This is a genomic window from Streptomyces sp. NPDC001868 (assembly GCF_040297125.1).
GTDB lineage: Bacteria > Actinomycetota > Actinomycetes > Streptomycetales > Streptomycetaceae > Streptomyces.
The window spans coordinates 9,824-25,354 of record NZ_JBEOYO010000088.1 but is presented as its reverse complement, the minus strand read 5'-3'; the positions used below and the strand labels follow the sequence as shown (position 1 = coordinate 25,354).

The following is a 15,531-nucleotide window of genomic DNA, read 5'->3' as shown; positions in this document are numbered from 1 at the left end:
GCCGGCCCCACCGACCGCGACGACGTGCAAGCGCCTGACGCCGGCCCCACCGATCGCGAAGGCGCCAAGGCGCATCATCCCATAGTCTTCGTCCTACGGACTCAAGAGCTCTTGCGCATCGCCGGTGTGCGCCAAATGCGGTCCGGCCACCTGCGGAAGTGCTCGACGCACAGCAACCCAAGATTCGCTGCCGCACCTGCACCGACTATGGCTGCAGCAGGCGCCAGGAGACCGGAAAGCGCGTAACAGCCGATCCATGCCCCGAGGAAGGCCCCGCAGACCGCGGCCACCAACCCTGCGCGTCGCATCTGGGATGAGCGCTCATCACGGGTCCAGGCCAGATAGGCGCCGAGGCCTACCATCAGGCCCGTGCCGGGCACGATCACGCTCGCGCTGGCCACGAAGTCATCGGGACCTACCGTCCAGATCAGCAGAACCCCCAGCAGCCATCCGCCAAGGCCGAGCGGGATCACGGCCCCGGTTCGTACCCAGACACTCGCGCGGGGACCGAAGCCACCACGCCTGCGCGACCAGCGTGCGATCACGGCGAGCAGAGCGAGGCCGAGGATTGCGCCGGCCAGGGTGACTCCGATCAGCAGCTTGGCCACTGTGGACATGCTCAACGGAACGGCCTCGAAGTCGACGGGCCGCTTGTCGAACTGGGACCTGTCCACCTTGCCGGTGTCGAAGAAGGTGGTCAGTAGACGTTTTCCGGCTTCGGGACGGTGCTCCCAGAAGTCGGCGGTGTGGCCCAGCCCGGGCAGGATCACCTGCTGTCCCCGGGACAGGGCAGGCAGCAGTTCGTCGGTGGCCAGTTGCGCCGGGGTGGAGAAATCGACCTCACCGCTGACGAGGAGGGTTTCGACGTCACTGGGCCGCATCTGGCGATACTTGGCGTTGTCGGGGCTGTCCGGCCATACCGTGGACAGACCGGACCCGCCGGCCCACAGGAAGTCGGTTGAGGCGTTGCCCAGGGTCGAGCCCGGATCGCCACCGCTGTCGTAATAGCGCTGTGCTGCTGGTCCATCGATCATGGCGAAGGAAGCGAACTCGCCCCAGACGATGGAATCCGGCAGTGTGAGGTCACCGAGGACAGACATCGCCCACAAGGCGCCGGTGTCCCGGCTGAGGTAGGCGTCGAGGACGGTCGGAGCGTTGTTCGGTGCCGAGGCCGGACCGTTGTGATGCATGGCGTACTGGCTCAGAACCCGGACGTTGGTGTCCTTGATGCGAAAGGGCCCCCAGCGTTCAGGGATCTCGCCGGCGGTCTTCCGGATCGATTCGGCGAGGTCGGATGTACGCGCGGCGCAGGCGTCGTCGTCATCGCACAGCCGTGTGTACTGGGCGAACTGCGCATCGGTGATGCGCGGGTCCCAGAAGAAGTGGCCGGGCGGATTGACCGAGACCATCGCGGAGCGGTGCAGCGCCTTCGGGTGCCGCCAGGAGTAGATCATGGCGGTGCGTGTTCCAGCACTGGAGCTGAGGAGGTTGATCTGTGAGTAGCCCAGGGCGGTACGGGCCGCTTCCAGGTCCTCCACCCGCTGGAGAGCGGAGTAGCCGGTGAGGTCGATCCCGTCCTCGGTGAGACGGTCCGCACACAGTTCGAACGCTTTGGTCGTGGCAGGCAGTGTCTTCGGTCCCGCGATTCCGTCGGCGGACTGCATGACCGCGGTGACCTCGGGGCAGTCCAGACGGCGCGATCCATCGATGCCCCGGTAACCGACCAGGACCACATCGTGTCGGCCGGTGAGTCGGCTTGCCTGCGGGAAGTCCATGTTCGTTCTTCCGGGGCCGCCGCCCAGTCGGAAGATCGGTTCCGCGGGGTCTGCGGAAGTGGCCCGGACGCGGGTGACGGGAAGTGCTATCAGCTCGGACTTGGGGTCGCGCCGGTTCTCCGGGACGGCGAGTGTGCCGCAGTCGGCGGCGACGGTTCCGGCTTCGGTGTCGTAGTCGCAGGGGCGCATGGTGAGCGACCCGGAGGCGGCCCCCTCCGGTACGGCCAGGCGATGTTCTGGCCGCAGGGCCAAGTAGCAGAGCGACACCAGGAGTCCGCCGGTGACCACGAAGGCGAGCAGGGGCCGCCATGACTTGAGAAGTGTCATTTCGTTTCCGTATAAGTGCGCGCGGGCCCGAGCTTTCCCCAGGGGAGGTACGACGGGCATGGGCGAGTGGGGTCGTCTCGGGTGGGTCGGACCGTCGGGGAGCCCTGTCAGCCTCGCTCCCACAGCGGCAACCGGAACATGGCGTAGGTGAACTTGCCGCTGATACGTCCTGCGGTGTCGAAGTGGAACACGTCCACACCGTGCCACTGCATGCGGCCGCCGTAGCGCGCACGGGCGAACAGGCGCAGTGGCAAAGGCACATGACGGCCGGGCTCTCCGCTCATGTCGAGCCGGCAGGCCCAGCGGATCGTGGCGCGCCGGTTCGGCTCGTCGACGATCTTGTCGTACACGGCGAAGTGCATGGCGCCGTAGCGCCCGGCGAAGTGCGGCTCGAACTCTTTGCGGATCGCCGCGATGCCACGTCGCTCCGGAAGGTGGCCGGGCAGGTACACGGCGTCGTCGGCGAAGAAGGACATGACCTTGTCGAGATCGGGGCTCGGCTCGTTGAAGGCGGCAACGAAGTCGTCAATGGTCTGACTGAGGTTGGTCGAGGTGGCGGCGATGGTCTTTCACTCCCGGGAGCGCGATGGGGTTGCCGGATGCCGGGACATTAACAGAACACCAGTCCCTTAACAAGAGATGGGTGTTCTGTTAGATCTGGACTAGGATGAACGGTCATGTCAGCGCCATTCCAGCGGGCTCGACGCCCTGATCAGAAGGAGCAGCGGCGCGAGGCCATCCTCACCGCCGCTCGGGAGCTCGCCGAGCGCTCCGGCGTGGCCAGGGTCAGCCTGCAGGACATCGCGACCGCGGTCGGACTCGCCAAGTCCAACGTGCTGCGCTACTTCGGCACGCGCGAGGAGATCTACCTGCATCTGCTGATGAGCGCGGGTTCTGAGTGGGCGAGCGTGGTCAGTGCCCGGTTGCAAGAAGTGAGTGGGACCGAGGCAACAGCCGGCGTTCTCGCGGATGCCTTCGTGGACCGGCCGCTCTACTGTGATTTGACCACGCACGCGGAGACGATGCTCGAGCACAATGTGTCCGTGGAGGTGCTGAAGGTCTTCAAGAGGTGGGCCATCGACACCTACTGGGCGGTCGGCCAGCGCATCTCCGTCGCCTGCCCCGAACTGACCCCCGCCGATGGCGCCGCACTCGTGATGACAGCCAGCGCTTTCGTCGCGAAGCTGTTTCCCATCACCCGTCCGCCTGAGGCGCTGCGTGAACTGTACGCGCGCGAGCCGGAAATCGCGGGGGCGTTCCCGCCGTTCCGCCCCACACTGAAACGCATGGTGGCGGCCACCGCAGCCGGCCTGCCTCTGGTGCGACAGTAGATGGCTGAAAGGGTGTCAACGGGCGGGGGATGAGATCCGGTTGCGGCTGTGAGGTCCGCGAGCCGGGACCGGGCCGACCACGACGGCAGCCGGCTGCGCAAGAGGATCCTGCCCCTACTTCCAACAGGCCCAGCACACCAACCTGATGGGTGAGAGCCTGGAAGTTGGGACGGCAGTGCGGTGAAGCATCAAGTAGACGAGCCTTTCGGCTGAGTGGACCGTCGCCACCGCGGGCGTCTCATGTTCGTCTATTCGCCCGGCCGTGACGCGGCCCCGCACCCCGCGCATACGGGTTTCGACGCACTCACTCAGCTTGCCCTACCTTCCAAGCGTGGGTCAGAGCTGGAAGCTCCCATAGATCGTCAAGTGGTCTGCAGGAGTTGGTTCTGTGGGATGTTTATGCTGGTCAGGTACTTGTAGACCTCGCGCGCGATGAAGCGTTTGAGGCGCGGAAGATGTCCTTCTTCGACATGCCTTCGGCCGTGCGCCGCGTGGCGTAGAGCCGTGTGCGGGGGTCGTAGCGCATCCGCACGAGGGCGATCGTGTGGAGGGCGTGGTTGGCCTGGCGGTCGCCGCCGCGGTTTAGACGGTGGCGGTAGGTCCGTCCCGAGTCGGCGGAGATCGGGATGCTCCGCAGAGGTGGGCGAAGGAGGCTGCGGACTTCAGCCGGTCGGGATTGTCTCCGGCGGTGATCAGGAGCTGGGCGGCCGTCTCGGTGCCGATACCGACCAGCTCGATCAGACGCGGGGCTGCCTGCGCGACCAGGGCGTCGAGTTCGGTGTCGGCCTCGGCTATCTCCTCGGTGAGGTGCTGGTATCGGCGAGCCGGACGCCGCGGCGCGGTCCGGACCGCGCAGGTTGGGTCGGCGAGGTCAGTGTCGGGGCGGAAACGGGCAAGCTGCGCGATCAACTGGTAGGTGGGCAGGCCGCGCAGGCGTTCGCGCACCTCGGCGGGGGCGGAGACGATGAGGGTGCGAATCTGGTTGATCGTCTGGGTGCGGATTTGATGGCCGAGCGGCGGACGACCCGCAGGGACCGGATGGCCTCGACGATGCCGTCGCGGGTCTTCGGCCGGCCGCTCGCGCGGCCGGACAGGACGGCGGTCGCGGCTGCGTAGGCGTCGACCTGCGCGCCCTCACCGCCCGCCGCCTCGACCTGGTCAACGACCGCACCCGTCAGACCGACCGGCTGCGGGCCCAACTGCTGGAGTTCTTCTCTGCGTTGGAGTCGGCACTGAACCTGAGCAAGAAGGGTCCGGTCATGCTGCTGACCCCCTACCAGACGCCGGCCGCGATCCGCCGCAGCGGGGCCAAGCGCATCGGAACCTGGCTGAAGAACCGCAAGCGCTCGGCCCGCGAGCGCGGGAAGTCCGACCCGATCGACGCCGAGGCGGTGGCCCGGGTCGCTCTGCGTGAACCCGACCTGCCCAAAGCGTGCGACGGTCACAGAGTCAAGCGCGCATGTGAACTGCTCAAGGTCTCCCGCACCGCCTTCTACGCCTGCCGCACCGGCAAGCCCGGTCCCCGCGCCGTCCAGGACGCCGAGCTCACCCTGCAGATCGCCGCAGTCCACGAGCCTTCACGCGGAACCGATGGAGCCCCGCGCGTCCATGCCGTGCTCAAGCAGGACGGTGCTGACTGTGGCCGCCGCCGGGTTGCCCGGCTGATGCGAGCGGCCGGTCTGGAGGGCCGGCACCGCAGACGACGGCATGTGGCCACGGTTCCTGATCCACGAGCCAGCCTCCGGCCCGACCTCGTGGTCCGCAACTTCGCTACCGACGCCGCGGGACTCAGTACCCGCTGGTGCGGCGACATCACCTACGTTCCGACCGACGAGGGCTGGCTCTATCTGGCCACGGTCATCGACATCGCCTCCCGGCGGGTGGTCGGCTGGGCCACCGCCGACCATCTGCGGACCGACCTGGTCGCCGAGGCTCTGCGATCTGCCTGCCGGCAGCGTTGCTCTGCCCATCCGGTGATCTTCCACTCGGATCGCGGCTGCCAATACACCAGTCAGCAATTCGCCGTCCTGGAAGATGAGTTGGGCATCCGTCTATCGGTCGGACGCACCGGGCAATGCTGGGACAACGCCCTCGCCGAGTCCTTCTTTGCCACCATCAAACGCGAGTTGCTCGGCACCGACGCCTGGCACAGTCGGGCCTTTGCCCGCACCGCGATCTTCGACTTCATCGAGGGCTGGCACAACTTGCACCGGCTGCACAGCAGCTTCGGCTACCGCAGCCCACCGACTATGAAACCGCCCTCGCGGCCTGACCACCACACCGATGGTGTCCGTCAAAACGGAACAAGCTCAGTTTGTATCGGTACCAGGCCGAGGTGGCAGCTCAGGCTTGTCTGGCCATGCTCACCCAGGACGCCATCGACTACGTCGTATGCGAGGGGCATGAGGACTTCGTCATCGCGTTCACGAACGGCGAGGTGGAGCTGGTATCGGTCAAGCCCAGGGTGTCTTGCCGAATCGACACCGGGAAAGCCGCGGCGTAGGCTCGAAATCGAAGCCTGAATTTCTGCACGCGTTGTACGCATTTCCTCGCGGAAGCAGTGGCGTGGTCGCCGCAGGCTGTTCCCGTTGCCGTGCGACGGTCCGCCCCCATCCCACACTGACGGCGTATCAGCCGTTATTCAAGGCGGCGCCGGAACACGTCCCTGGACAGGTTCCAGGCCCATTGGACGGGAAGATTTCGATGCCCACCTTCTACGACGGCTCGGTCAAGGGTCACATCACCAAGGACGGCGTAAACGTCACGCACATCCGGCACAGCCAGGAGCTCCAGGCCAGCGAGAAGAACGATCCCATCGAGGCGGCGAGCGCCTACCTCAGGGAAGCCGCGGACGTGCTCGGGCTTGCGCGGCCGCATCTCGGCAACCTACGCATGAGGGCAGCGGCCATGGCGCCCGAGGAGAGGGACGTCGAGTACCGGCTCGAGGACGACAAGAGGCTCTTCGACGGAACGACCGTCGCCTTCACGCAGACCTACTTCGACGTGCCGGTGTTCCGTCGCGGGATCTCGGTCAAGGTGAAGCACGGGCCGAACCGGGTCGTCGGCGTCACGAACAACACGGAACCCGGCTTGGAAGGCCGGCTGCCGAGCGAGGAGCGGATCGACTCCTACCGCAAGCTCTTCCAGGACGGTGCCGGATTCCTTGGCCGCGTCGCGCACCGCGCGGACGCGGAGGCCGAGATCCCGGCCGAGGTGAAGGAAGCGACACGCGTCGTCCGGCGCACGCTCGGACTCACCGGGCTGGCCGCCGAAGAGCGGAACGGCGGCACCGCCGGGACAGGCCTCATGAACGGACGGTTCGTCGCCTACCGCTACCAGCCGGAGCTTCGCTTCGCCGGCAGGCCGGCACCCCCCGACGAGGACCTGCCGTACCCCTCGGGCGAGGTGGGGGCCCCGACCAGGGAGGACACCACACCGCCGTTCCCGGACGTCGCTCCGGTCGACGGGTCGATCGAGCCCGGACGCACGTACCTGTGTGCCGAGATGATCGTCCGGCACGACGTTCCCGGGTACGGCAATCTGGTCTGGCTCCTCCTCTCCGAGGTGGAGACCGGCTCCGTCCTCTACGTCGAGTGCCAGACCTGCTTCGTCAACGGCATGGTCTTCCGTGTCGACCCCAATGTGGGCACCGGTGATCTGACCGTCAGCGCTGACGACAGCGACGCGATCCTGCAGAACCACGACTCGAGCGAGGTCCTCCACCATCTCGACTCTCCGGTCAACGGGTCGCAGAAACTGCGGGGCACGTTCGTGGTCGTCCAGGACGTTGAAGCTCCGAACCAGACCCCTCCCACCCGTCCGTCGGGGTCGGACTTCAACTTCGCGCCGCGGACCAATGACTTCGCGGCGGTCAACGCCTATTACCACCAGACCCAGTTGTTCCGCAGGATCGCCGACCTGGGCTTCCCGATCGAAACCTACTTCGACGGGACGGAGTTCCCCATCCCGGTCGACCACCGCGGCACAGGCACGGATGCCATCAACGCGCACTGGGCGCCCAACGGCATCGGCGGCACAGGCCACATGTGCTACTCACTGTGCGACCTCACCAACACCGCTCAGCCCCTGGGCCGCGCGGTCGACCCGTGGGTGCACTGGCACGAGATGGGTGGTCACGGGTCTCTCGGAGACCACGTGGGCACGGGCACCTTCGGCTTCGCCCACAGCGCCGGCGACGGCCTGGCCGCGCTGCAGATGGACCCGGAGTCCGCGTTGCGGGGGACGGCGGAGCGGTTCCGCTACGCACCGTTCCGGCCCTTGGCTTCGCGTCGCTTCGACCGCACGTGGCGATGGGGCGGCCCCGAGGACGACGAGAACTACCAGAGCGAGGAGATCCTGGCCACCTGCCACTTCCGGATCTACCGCGCGATCGGCGGCGACCACCCGGACCTCGGAAGGCGGCTGTTCGCCTCCCGAGCCGCTACGTACCTGATCCTGCGCGCCATCGGGCAGCTCACCCCCGGCACCAACCCCGACAACGTGGACCCCGTCACCATGACCCGGGTCCCCGGCCGCGGCGCCCAGTTGTGGTGCGAGGAGCTGCAGGGAGCGGACCTGGAGAACTGGCTGTCCGAGGGCCTGTCCGGCGGTGCCTACAACAAGGTGATCCGCTGGGGGTTCGAGAAGCAGGGATCGTACGGCGGCAAGCCGCCGGACGTCGACGTGTACATCGACGACGGCCGCGCCGGGGAGTACGAGTTCCAGCAGGTGCACTGGGCGAATCAGTCGATGTGGAACCGGAACGCGCCCGACGGTCTGCCCGGACACCAGAACGCCATCGCGGGCACGAAGAACTTCTTCTATGTGCAGGTCAAGAACCGCGGTACCTCGCCTACGGGGACCGTGACCGTCCAGGGCTACCACTGCCTGCCCGGAGCGGGGCTCAGCTGGCCGGGCGACTTCACGCCCATGTCGCCGGCGGCGGGGCTGACCGCGCCCAGTGTCGCGGCGAACGACGCGGCGGAGGTCGTGTTCGGTCCGTTCGAGTGGGTGCCCAACGAGAACATGCACGGCCATGACTGCGCGCTGATGATCGCCTCCACTGCGGGCGACCCGAGCAACGTGGTGCACTTCACCGGCTCAGAGTCGATCGAGGAATGGCGGCTGGTGCCGAACGACAACAACATCGGCCAACGCAACGTCACCCTCGTGCCCGGCGGCGCGGGCCCGGAGGCCCTGATCTCGTCGATGGCCGACACGGTCTTCGTCGCCGGCAACAACCTGCCCCGGCCCGCGCACATGAAGCTCAGGGTCACCATGCCGACCGTCCTCGCAGACAAGGGGTGGGCGCTCGACCTCAACGACGCGGCGAACGGATTCCGGCTGAACCCGGGCGAGAAGCAGAGGTTGAATCTGCAGCTGGTGCCGGGCGCGTCGTTCACCGCCGAGGAGCTGCGGGCCGCCGGCGACCAGACGATCAAGGTGTCCCTGCTGGCCGACGGGATGGAGATCGGCGGGATGCGCTACACCGTCGATCCCGGCCTGACGGCGAATGCGGAAGGCGGCGGGCTGAGCGGGCTGAGCGCACGCGCCGACGGCGCGGCGGCGCACGCTCTGCTCGAACGCCTCGGCGTCGACGGAGCGGACGTCACCAAGGTCACGGTGAGGAAGATCAGCCTGGACATCGAGTTCGGTCATCCGGACTCGGGCTCCGGCTGAACCGGGAGGGGACCATGGCCGGCAACTGGGAAGTGGCTCCACCTCCGAAAACGGTCGACGGACTGCTCGCCGTCCCGATCGACATCAGCTCCATCACGGCGTCGATCGTCTTCGACGGTGCGTCCGCTTCGGGCTCGGCCGACGCGACCCTCACCTACACCGTGGGGCCGACCTCCGGGAACCCCTTCTTCGACCTGCGTCAGTCGGTCTCCCAGGCGTGGCTGGACGGCACGCCGTTCCCCGCGGCCAAGCTGGCCCACCATGCCTTCGGGACCGGTTCCTTCACCGATCTGCGCGTCATCGAGTCGGGCCAGAGCGCGGGGTCGGTGCACACCCTGCGTGTGCGGTACCCCCTGGCCGTCCCGGACAGCCAGCTCAGCGGCTCCTATCTGCCGAGAATCGAGTGGGCGCCGGGTCCCCGGCTGACCTTCACACTCGCGCTGTCCGACTTGAACCGCGCCCGCTACCTCGAGGCCTGGCTGCCGGCCAACCTGCAGTTCGACCAGTACTCCATCGACCTGAACATCCGGATCGACAACACGGCCGTCCCACACTCGGTGATCACCAACGGCTCCGTCACCGAACTCGCCGCCCGCCACTGGACGGTGGCGTTCCCTGCCCGGTCCAGCTCGGTGTCCCCATTGCTGGAGATCCGGGCGTCCGACACGGTCGAGCGGACCACCGGAACCGCGCTCCTGCCGGTGTCCGGCAAAACGGTCACCATCGAGGCGTGGCGGCCGGCCGGCTCGGCCGTCGACCTCGCGGCTCAGATCGCCGCGATCCGTACCCTCCTCGTCGACAACGAGAACGGCTATGGCGGCTACCTCCATGACGACCGGTACGTCGCGTACTTCACCGGCAGCGGGGGCATGGAGTACGAAGGAGGGACGACCACGTCCGCCGACGCCCTCCTGCACGAGACGTTCCACAGCTGGTTCGCCCGCGGCCTCAAGCCCGCAGACCAGTCCGACGGGTGGTGGGACGAGGGCTTCACCACGTTCCACGACGACGGAGCGAACGACGCCGTCCCCCTCGACTTCACCGCCCCGCCCGTAGCCCTGTGCTCGCGGGACCCCTGGCAGCGCCACACTCCGACCGCCTCGTACGTCTCGGGCAGCGCGCTCTTCAGGGGACTGGCCGCGATCACGGGTGCCGGGCCCCTCAACACCCACATGCGGTCCCTGTACAAGTCCCAGGCGGGCGGTCTACCACTGTCGACCGAGCGGCTGGAGGAGCATCTGGTCGCGCGCAGCGGCGACGTCCGGGTGGTGCACGCCTTCCACCGGTTCGTCTACGGCCTGCCCGACCCCATCCCGGCTCCCGCCCTGTGGCTGCGCGACGATATCGCCGATCCCGGGGCGGACAACTGGGCGGGCGCGTTCTGGGACTCCCCCGATCTCTGGGTCCGCACCGCGGACGACGGTGGCACCATCCACCAGAATCCGGAGTACGGCCAGGACAATTGGTTCCACGCCCGGGTACGCAACCGGGCCGGCGCCGGTGCGGCGGCGCACTTCGTGGTGACGTTCCGGGCGACCGGGTACGCGGGGACGGAGTTCGTCTTCCCGGCCGACTTCTTCGAGGCCACGGCGGTGAAGGCCGAGTTCGACCTGGCGCCGGGCGAGACCCGCGTAGTCAAGGCCCGCTGGCCCGAGGCGTCGGTGCCAGCGCCCGGATCCCATACCTGTGTGGTCGCCTCGGTGCTGAGCCGTTTCGATGATCCCGCGGCCGGCGGCCACGTCTGGCAGGCCCGGAATCTCGCGCAGAAGAACCTCACCGTGGTCGACCTGGTACCGGGGGAATACGTTGTCGTCCCGGTCGTACTGACCAACCGGCTTGGCGAGAAGCAGCTCGTGCACGTACGGCGTTCCGATCCCGGGCTGCGGGTCGCGGTGGTCCACCGATCGGCCGAACTGCTCAACAACGCGGGCCTGGCCCCCCGTCCCCTCGTCGAATATCCGGTGCGGTCCCGTGTGCAGGAGGCTCCGACGCAGTTCGATTGTGGCGGAGTCGCACCCTCGGCGCCGGTCGCGCCCCTCGCGCGCGCCGTGTTGGCCTCGGCCGACCTTGATGCCGTCCTGCGGCGCTTCCCCGACGCCTGGCAGGCCGAGCTGCCCGACGAGCCGGTGCCGCTCGGCGCCGCCCCGTTCTCACCACTCGTAGTCGGCCTGAAGGTCGAACTGCCCGAGGGCGCGGAACCGGGACACGGCCATCGGGTCGACCTCGTACAGCGACGGGTCGACACGGGTCGGATCATCGGAGGCGTCGCCGTAATCCTCAACGCCTCAACACTGTCAGGAGACCGGGATGAGGGATGAGAACGCGATCGTCGCCACGTCGATCAGCATTGAGGAGCCCGCCGAGGAGGGCGGCGACACCATCGTCATGCTCGACGGGCGACGGGTCCGCCTCGACGCCGCTGACCCGAGGTCGACGGGCTACCGCATGGTGCTGGTGCAGCTGCGTGAGCAACGCAGGCCGGTGTACGTCGAGGTGGACCCCGCCCGGGGCGCGGTGACCCGGGTGCTGCTCCCGCTCGTCACCCGGGTTGTCGGACTCGTGGAACGCGGTGACGAACTGCTCGTCGAGCTGGCCTACTCGCATGCCGTGCATCGGGTGAAGCTGAGCGGGCCGGACGGGCCCGACCTGGCACAGGCGTTGCGGCGCGCCTCGGACGGCGAGGGGGCGTTGATCATCACCGAGGACGATTCGCACGTCGTCGTGGACGTGATGGAGTACACGCCTGGACCCGACGGTCCGGACCTTCCCCCTTTCCCCAAGAAGCCGGACCACGTGCCGAAGGTCCCTAGGCCGCCGTTCTGGAAGCGGTGGTGGGACTGGCTCTGGTGGTGGCTGAGGTGCCCGTCGGCGGCGAGGACCCAGCACATCTTCGACCAGCTCGGCGCCACGACCTGTCCCCCGCTGACCGTGCCGGCGCCGTGCATCCCGTTCATGTACCCCGACGACGGCTGCTGGGCCCGCGCCAACGAGATGTGCCGGCTGATGATCAACAATCTCCGGTCTCCCAACAAGGTGTGGATCAGCGGCAACCTGCACGTCGACACGGAGAACAACCCCAACTGCGTCGTGTACTGGCACTGGCACGTCGCGCCCACCCTGTGCGTCCGCAGGTACTGGTTCTTCACCCGGCGGATGGTTCTGGACCCCTCGCTCTTCACCACGCCCGTCCCGGTCTCCACGTGGCACGCGGTGCAGAACGACCCGGCGGCGTCCTTGGTGTACACGGGCCCGGAGCAGTTCGGGCCGGGCGGCGGCATCGATCCCACGTACTCCGAGACGAATAACTACCTCGCCAAGTACCGGACCGACCTGCTCAACCGTTCGATCCAGGAGGGGCCGCCGCCGTACGCGCACTGCCCGTGAACCACTCCCTCCGGACCGTGGTCCCGACGGCGCTGGTGCCGTCGTCGACCCCGCTGCCCCAGCAGGACCACCATGACGAGTACGACAAGTTGGTGTACGACGGCGTCACCTGCACCTGCGACTTCATCGAACAGTACGGACCGTCCTCCGAACGGGACGACTACTGAGACGGGCCCCGATCGCTCCCCGCTCCGCCGAAACCCCGAGCCTTTCCCCAGGTCTCGTGTTGCCAGCCGGCATATAGCCGCCGCTTCTACGCGTCCCAGCCCGTGAGCGGTCGGCGGAAAGCGGAAAATCCAAGCGCGGTCCCTCCCGGTTCGCGACCATAGATCCCGTGAACGTAAAAATCACCGGTCCCGGAAGCAGAGATCCGGAACGGATCGCCGAACTCACTCCCCAGGCGAGTGAGAACGTGCCGGGCCAGCACGTCGTTTCGAAGGTGCTGTTGCGTGAATGGGCCGCCGCCGTGAAGCACACCACCGTTGAGCACGTGCAACCCTACGATCTGCAACACCCGGAGCGCCGGCTCAACACCAGACCGCCTCGGGGCATCGGAAAGATCGAGAACTTCGTATCGTGGGCTTCCACGTCGCTGGAGATCAAGTGGGGTCTGGTCGAGCGAGAGCTACCCGACGCCCTCGCCGCGGTCAAAGCGGGGACCGCACTTGGAGAGCCGGGTACTGCCGGGATTCTGCGTGACCTGATCGCGTTGCACTACATCCGGTCCCACCATTACCGCGAGGCCTTCAACCGCGTTTTCACCGAGTTCTTGCCGCGGCAACGGGAGTGGCTCCTCACCGAGCGTGCTGGCCAACTGCAGGCTGCCTACTTGCAGCACACAGGGCGGCCCGCGGCCGGACCGGAGGACTTGGCTGCCATCGCCGACGAGATATTCAGTCCGATGCTCGACCAGTTCCACGACGGATCACTGCTTCGCGTGCGCATTGAGGCCTCCTTCGACCAAGCCCGCCAGTTCATGGCTCGGTATGCCCTGGAGATCCTGGAGCCCGAAGAGGGCGAATTCCTGATCGGAGACAACCCTGCTCTGACCGTACGTAAGAAAGGCGACAGCCTCTCCCACGGCATGGCCCTCCTCGACTCTCACACCACCGTCCTCCCTATCGGCCCCCACCACATGCTGTCACTGGGGCCAACTCCCCTATACGGCCGCCTCGCCAAGTCCGCGGTCGACAAGATGAACGTGCTGCAGATCAAAGCCGCCCGCGAATACGTGTACACCCGCCCGAACAGCTCCCTCGCCGCAATAGTCCGAGAAGAAGCCACCTCAAGATCACCAAGGCTATAGATCAGACACCTGCTCCTCGAGCGGGTGTGTCAATTTATCGGCCCTGTCTCACATTCGGTGGTGACGGAGGGTTGCCAAGGTCGTTGACATTCACGTGCGAAATGTCAACGAGCTTGTAGATGTGGTGTTCTCCGGGCTGATACCGCTGGTCATCGAGGACGTGATCGACGAAGGCGAGCGGATCCTGGTGCGAGCACGGACGCCGGCGGTCATGGTGCCGTGCCCGAGTTGCGGGGCACCGGCCGGGCGGTGCATGGCTTTCACCTGCGGACCGTGGCCGACGTACCGGTGGACGGGCGACGGGCCGTAGTCCGTGTGCGGGTGCGGGTGCGGGTGCGTGTGCGGGTGCGGGTGCGGGTGCGGGTGCGGGTGCGGGTGCGGGTGCGGCGACTGGTGTGTCCCACGCGAGGTTGTCGGCACACCTTCCGTGAGCAGGTGCCTGGGGTACTGGAGCGATGCATGCGACGCACGGCCCGTCTGACCAGGCAAGTCAAGGCCGTGGTCAAGGAGTTAGCGGGCCGGGCCGGGACTCGTTTGCCGGCGATACTCGCGGTGGGCGTCTCGCGGCACACCGCCCTTCGGACCCTGCTGCGCATCCCACTGCCCACCGGCCGAATACCCCGCGTGATCGGCGTCGACGACTTCGCTCTGCGCCGGCGCCACCGCTGTGCCACCGTGATCACCGACGCCTGCCCCGAGATGACCCAACTGGCCGCAGGCATCAGCGACTTCGCCCCGCTCCTTGCGCCTCACGCCGACAACGCCGACGCACTCTCGCGCTGGATCGTCCAGGTCCGCGGCTCCGACCTGCCCCACCTGCATGCCTTCGCCCGAGGTCTGGAACGAGACCGCGACGCCGTGAACGCCGCCCTCACGCTTCAGACCAAGCGGATTGCCCGCCAGATGCACGGACGAGCAGGCTTCACCCTTCTCCGCCACCGCATCCTCCTCGGATAGCGACTCCCTTCGTCACCACCGGAAGTGAGACAGGCCGGAAGTTACACAGCCACACACGTGACCCGCAGGCACCGTATCCACGGCATCGACAACGAGGCACAGCTTGATGTTGAGGCACCGGGACAGCCCCCGCAGGACCCGCCAGGTTCATCGGGCGGGCAGCGGAACTCGGACAGCAGCGCACTGGATGACGCCGTTGGGCCACGTCGGGGAGCGGACGGCCCTCCACCGCATACCGGAGGTTCTGCGTGACACGCGAGCCGCCCACCGCTCTCCAAAGGCTGGCACTGCACATAGTTCGTACCGACCTGGAGATCACAAAAGAACTGAAGTTGGCCCAGTAAGCCCTGGCTCCCTGGCCCCTCGATGCCGGCTTTGTGTGAGGCCGGGCTGGCCGCGGGCCGACTGGTCCGATGCCCCGAGCGGCGGATAAGAAACAGATAAATTCTCGGCGTGTGCGGAGAACAGGCCGGGGCACACGGCGGGACGGAGGTTGATAACTATGGTTCCCCTGCTACTCGTTCTGCTGCTCGCCCTGATCCTCTTCGGCGCCGGGTTCGCCCTCAAGGCACTGTGGTGGATCGCCGTGATCGTCCTGGTGATCTGGTTGGTCGGCTTCCTCGCCCGCTCCACCGGACCGAGCGGGACGCGAGGCCGCTGGTATCGCTGGTAATCCCCGTCGGTAAGACGCCAGACGGGAGTGGGGGGGGGGCGCCCCCCCCCGCGCCCCCCCCCCCAACCCAGGCGTAAATCAGCAACATCTAAAACAACA

10 protein-coding genes and 3 pseudogenes are annotated in these 15,531 nt (G+C 67.3%); 10 read left to right on the top strand and 3 right to left on the bottom strand.

All coding sequences use genetic code 11. The features are described from left to right. Positions 1–101: 101 nt before the first annotated feature. Together ABT147_RS45065 and ABT147_RS45060 are read right to left on the bottom strand one after the other, a co-directional pair. Complete coding sequence (locus ABT147_RS45065; protein ID WP_351417868.1) at positions 102–2,102, bottom strand: alpha/beta hydrolase; 2,001 nt, start codon at positions 2,100–2,102, stop codon at positions 102–104. Positions 2,103–2,209: 107 nt separating this feature from the next. Continuing rightward, a complete protein-coding gene (locus ABT147_RS45060; protein ID WP_351417876.1) occupies positions 2,210–2,632 on the bottom strand; it encodes a YybH family protein in 423 nt (140 codons plus the stop codon). Positions 2,633–2,779: 147 nt separating this feature from the next. On the opposite strand from ABT147_RS45060, the gene ABT147_RS45055 reads away from it, so the two are divergent. Next, positions 2,780–3,433, top strand: a complete 654-nt coding sequence (locus tag ABT147_RS45055) for a TetR/AcrR family transcriptional regulator (RefSeq protein WP_351417867.1) — start codon at positions 2,780–2,782, stop codon at positions 3,431–3,433. 406 nt (positions 3,434–3,839) lie between these two features. Here the strand turns inward: ABT147_RS45055 and ABT147_RS47530 are convergent. Beyond that, positions 3,840–4,378, bottom strand: a pseudogene (locus ABT147_RS47530) (transposase). 167 nt (positions 4,379–4,545) lie between these two features. Between ABT147_RS47530 and ABT147_RS45040 the strand changes: the two are divergent. The 9 genes and pseudogenes from ABT147_RS45040 to ABT147_RS44995 form a co-directional block, all read left to right on the top strand. Further along, positions 4,546–4,776 (top strand): annotated as a pseudogene (locus ABT147_RS45040) (IS110 family transposase); the annotation flags it as partial. A gap of 48 nt (positions 4,777–4,824) precedes the next feature. Beyond that, positions 4,825–5,955: an IS3 family transposase gene (locus ABT147_RS45035; RefSeq protein ID WP_502983283.1), complete on the top strand. Its 1,131-nt coding sequence runs from the start codon at positions 4,825–4,827 to the stop codon at positions 5,953–5,955. A 181-nt stretch (positions 5,956–6,136) separates the two neighbouring features. After that, positions 6,137–9,112 carry a hypothetical protein gene (locus ABT147_RS45025; protein ID WP_351417862.1) on the top strand — a complete coding sequence of 992 codons (2,976 nt, stop codon included), beginning with the start codon at positions 6,137–6,139 and terminating at the stop codon, positions 9,110–9,112. 14 nt (positions 9,113–9,126) lie between these two features. Next, positions 9,127–11,430, top strand: a complete 2,304-nt coding sequence (locus ABT147_RS45020) for a hypothetical protein (protein WP_351417860.1) — start codon at positions 9,127–9,129, stop codon at positions 11,428–11,430. Beyond that, entirely contained in the window at positions 11,420–12,496 is a 1,077-nt protein-coding gene (locus ABT147_RS45015) for a protein-glutamine glutaminase family protein (RefSeq protein ID WP_351417858.1), read from the top strand. Before ABT147_RS45020 ends, ABT147_RS45015 begins: the two co-directional genes overlap by 11 nt. After that, entirely contained in the window at positions 12,493–12,663 is a 171-nt protein-coding gene (locus ABT147_RS45010; RefSeq protein ID WP_351417855.1) for a hypothetical protein, read from the top strand. Before ABT147_RS45015 ends, ABT147_RS45010 begins: the two co-directional genes overlap by 4 nt. A gap of 167 nt (positions 12,664–12,830) precedes the next feature. Next, positions 12,831–13,802, top strand: coding sequence for a DUF4238 domain-containing protein (locus tag ABT147_RS45005; protein WP_351417852.1), 972 nt, complete (start codon positions 12,831–12,833; stop codon positions 13,800–13,802). Positions 13,803–13,890: 88 nt separating this feature from the next. Further along, positions 13,891–14,492, top strand: a pseudogene (locus ABT147_RS45000) (transposase); the annotation flags it as partial. 769 nt (positions 14,493–15,261) lie between these two features. After that, positions 15,262–15,432 (top strand): DUF5670 family protein, encoded by a 171-nt coding sequence (locus tag ABT147_RS44995; protein WP_060904722.1) that lies wholly within the window; start codon positions 15,262–15,264, stop codon positions 15,430–15,432. The last annotated feature ends 99 nt before the right edge of the window (positions 15,433–15,531 follow it).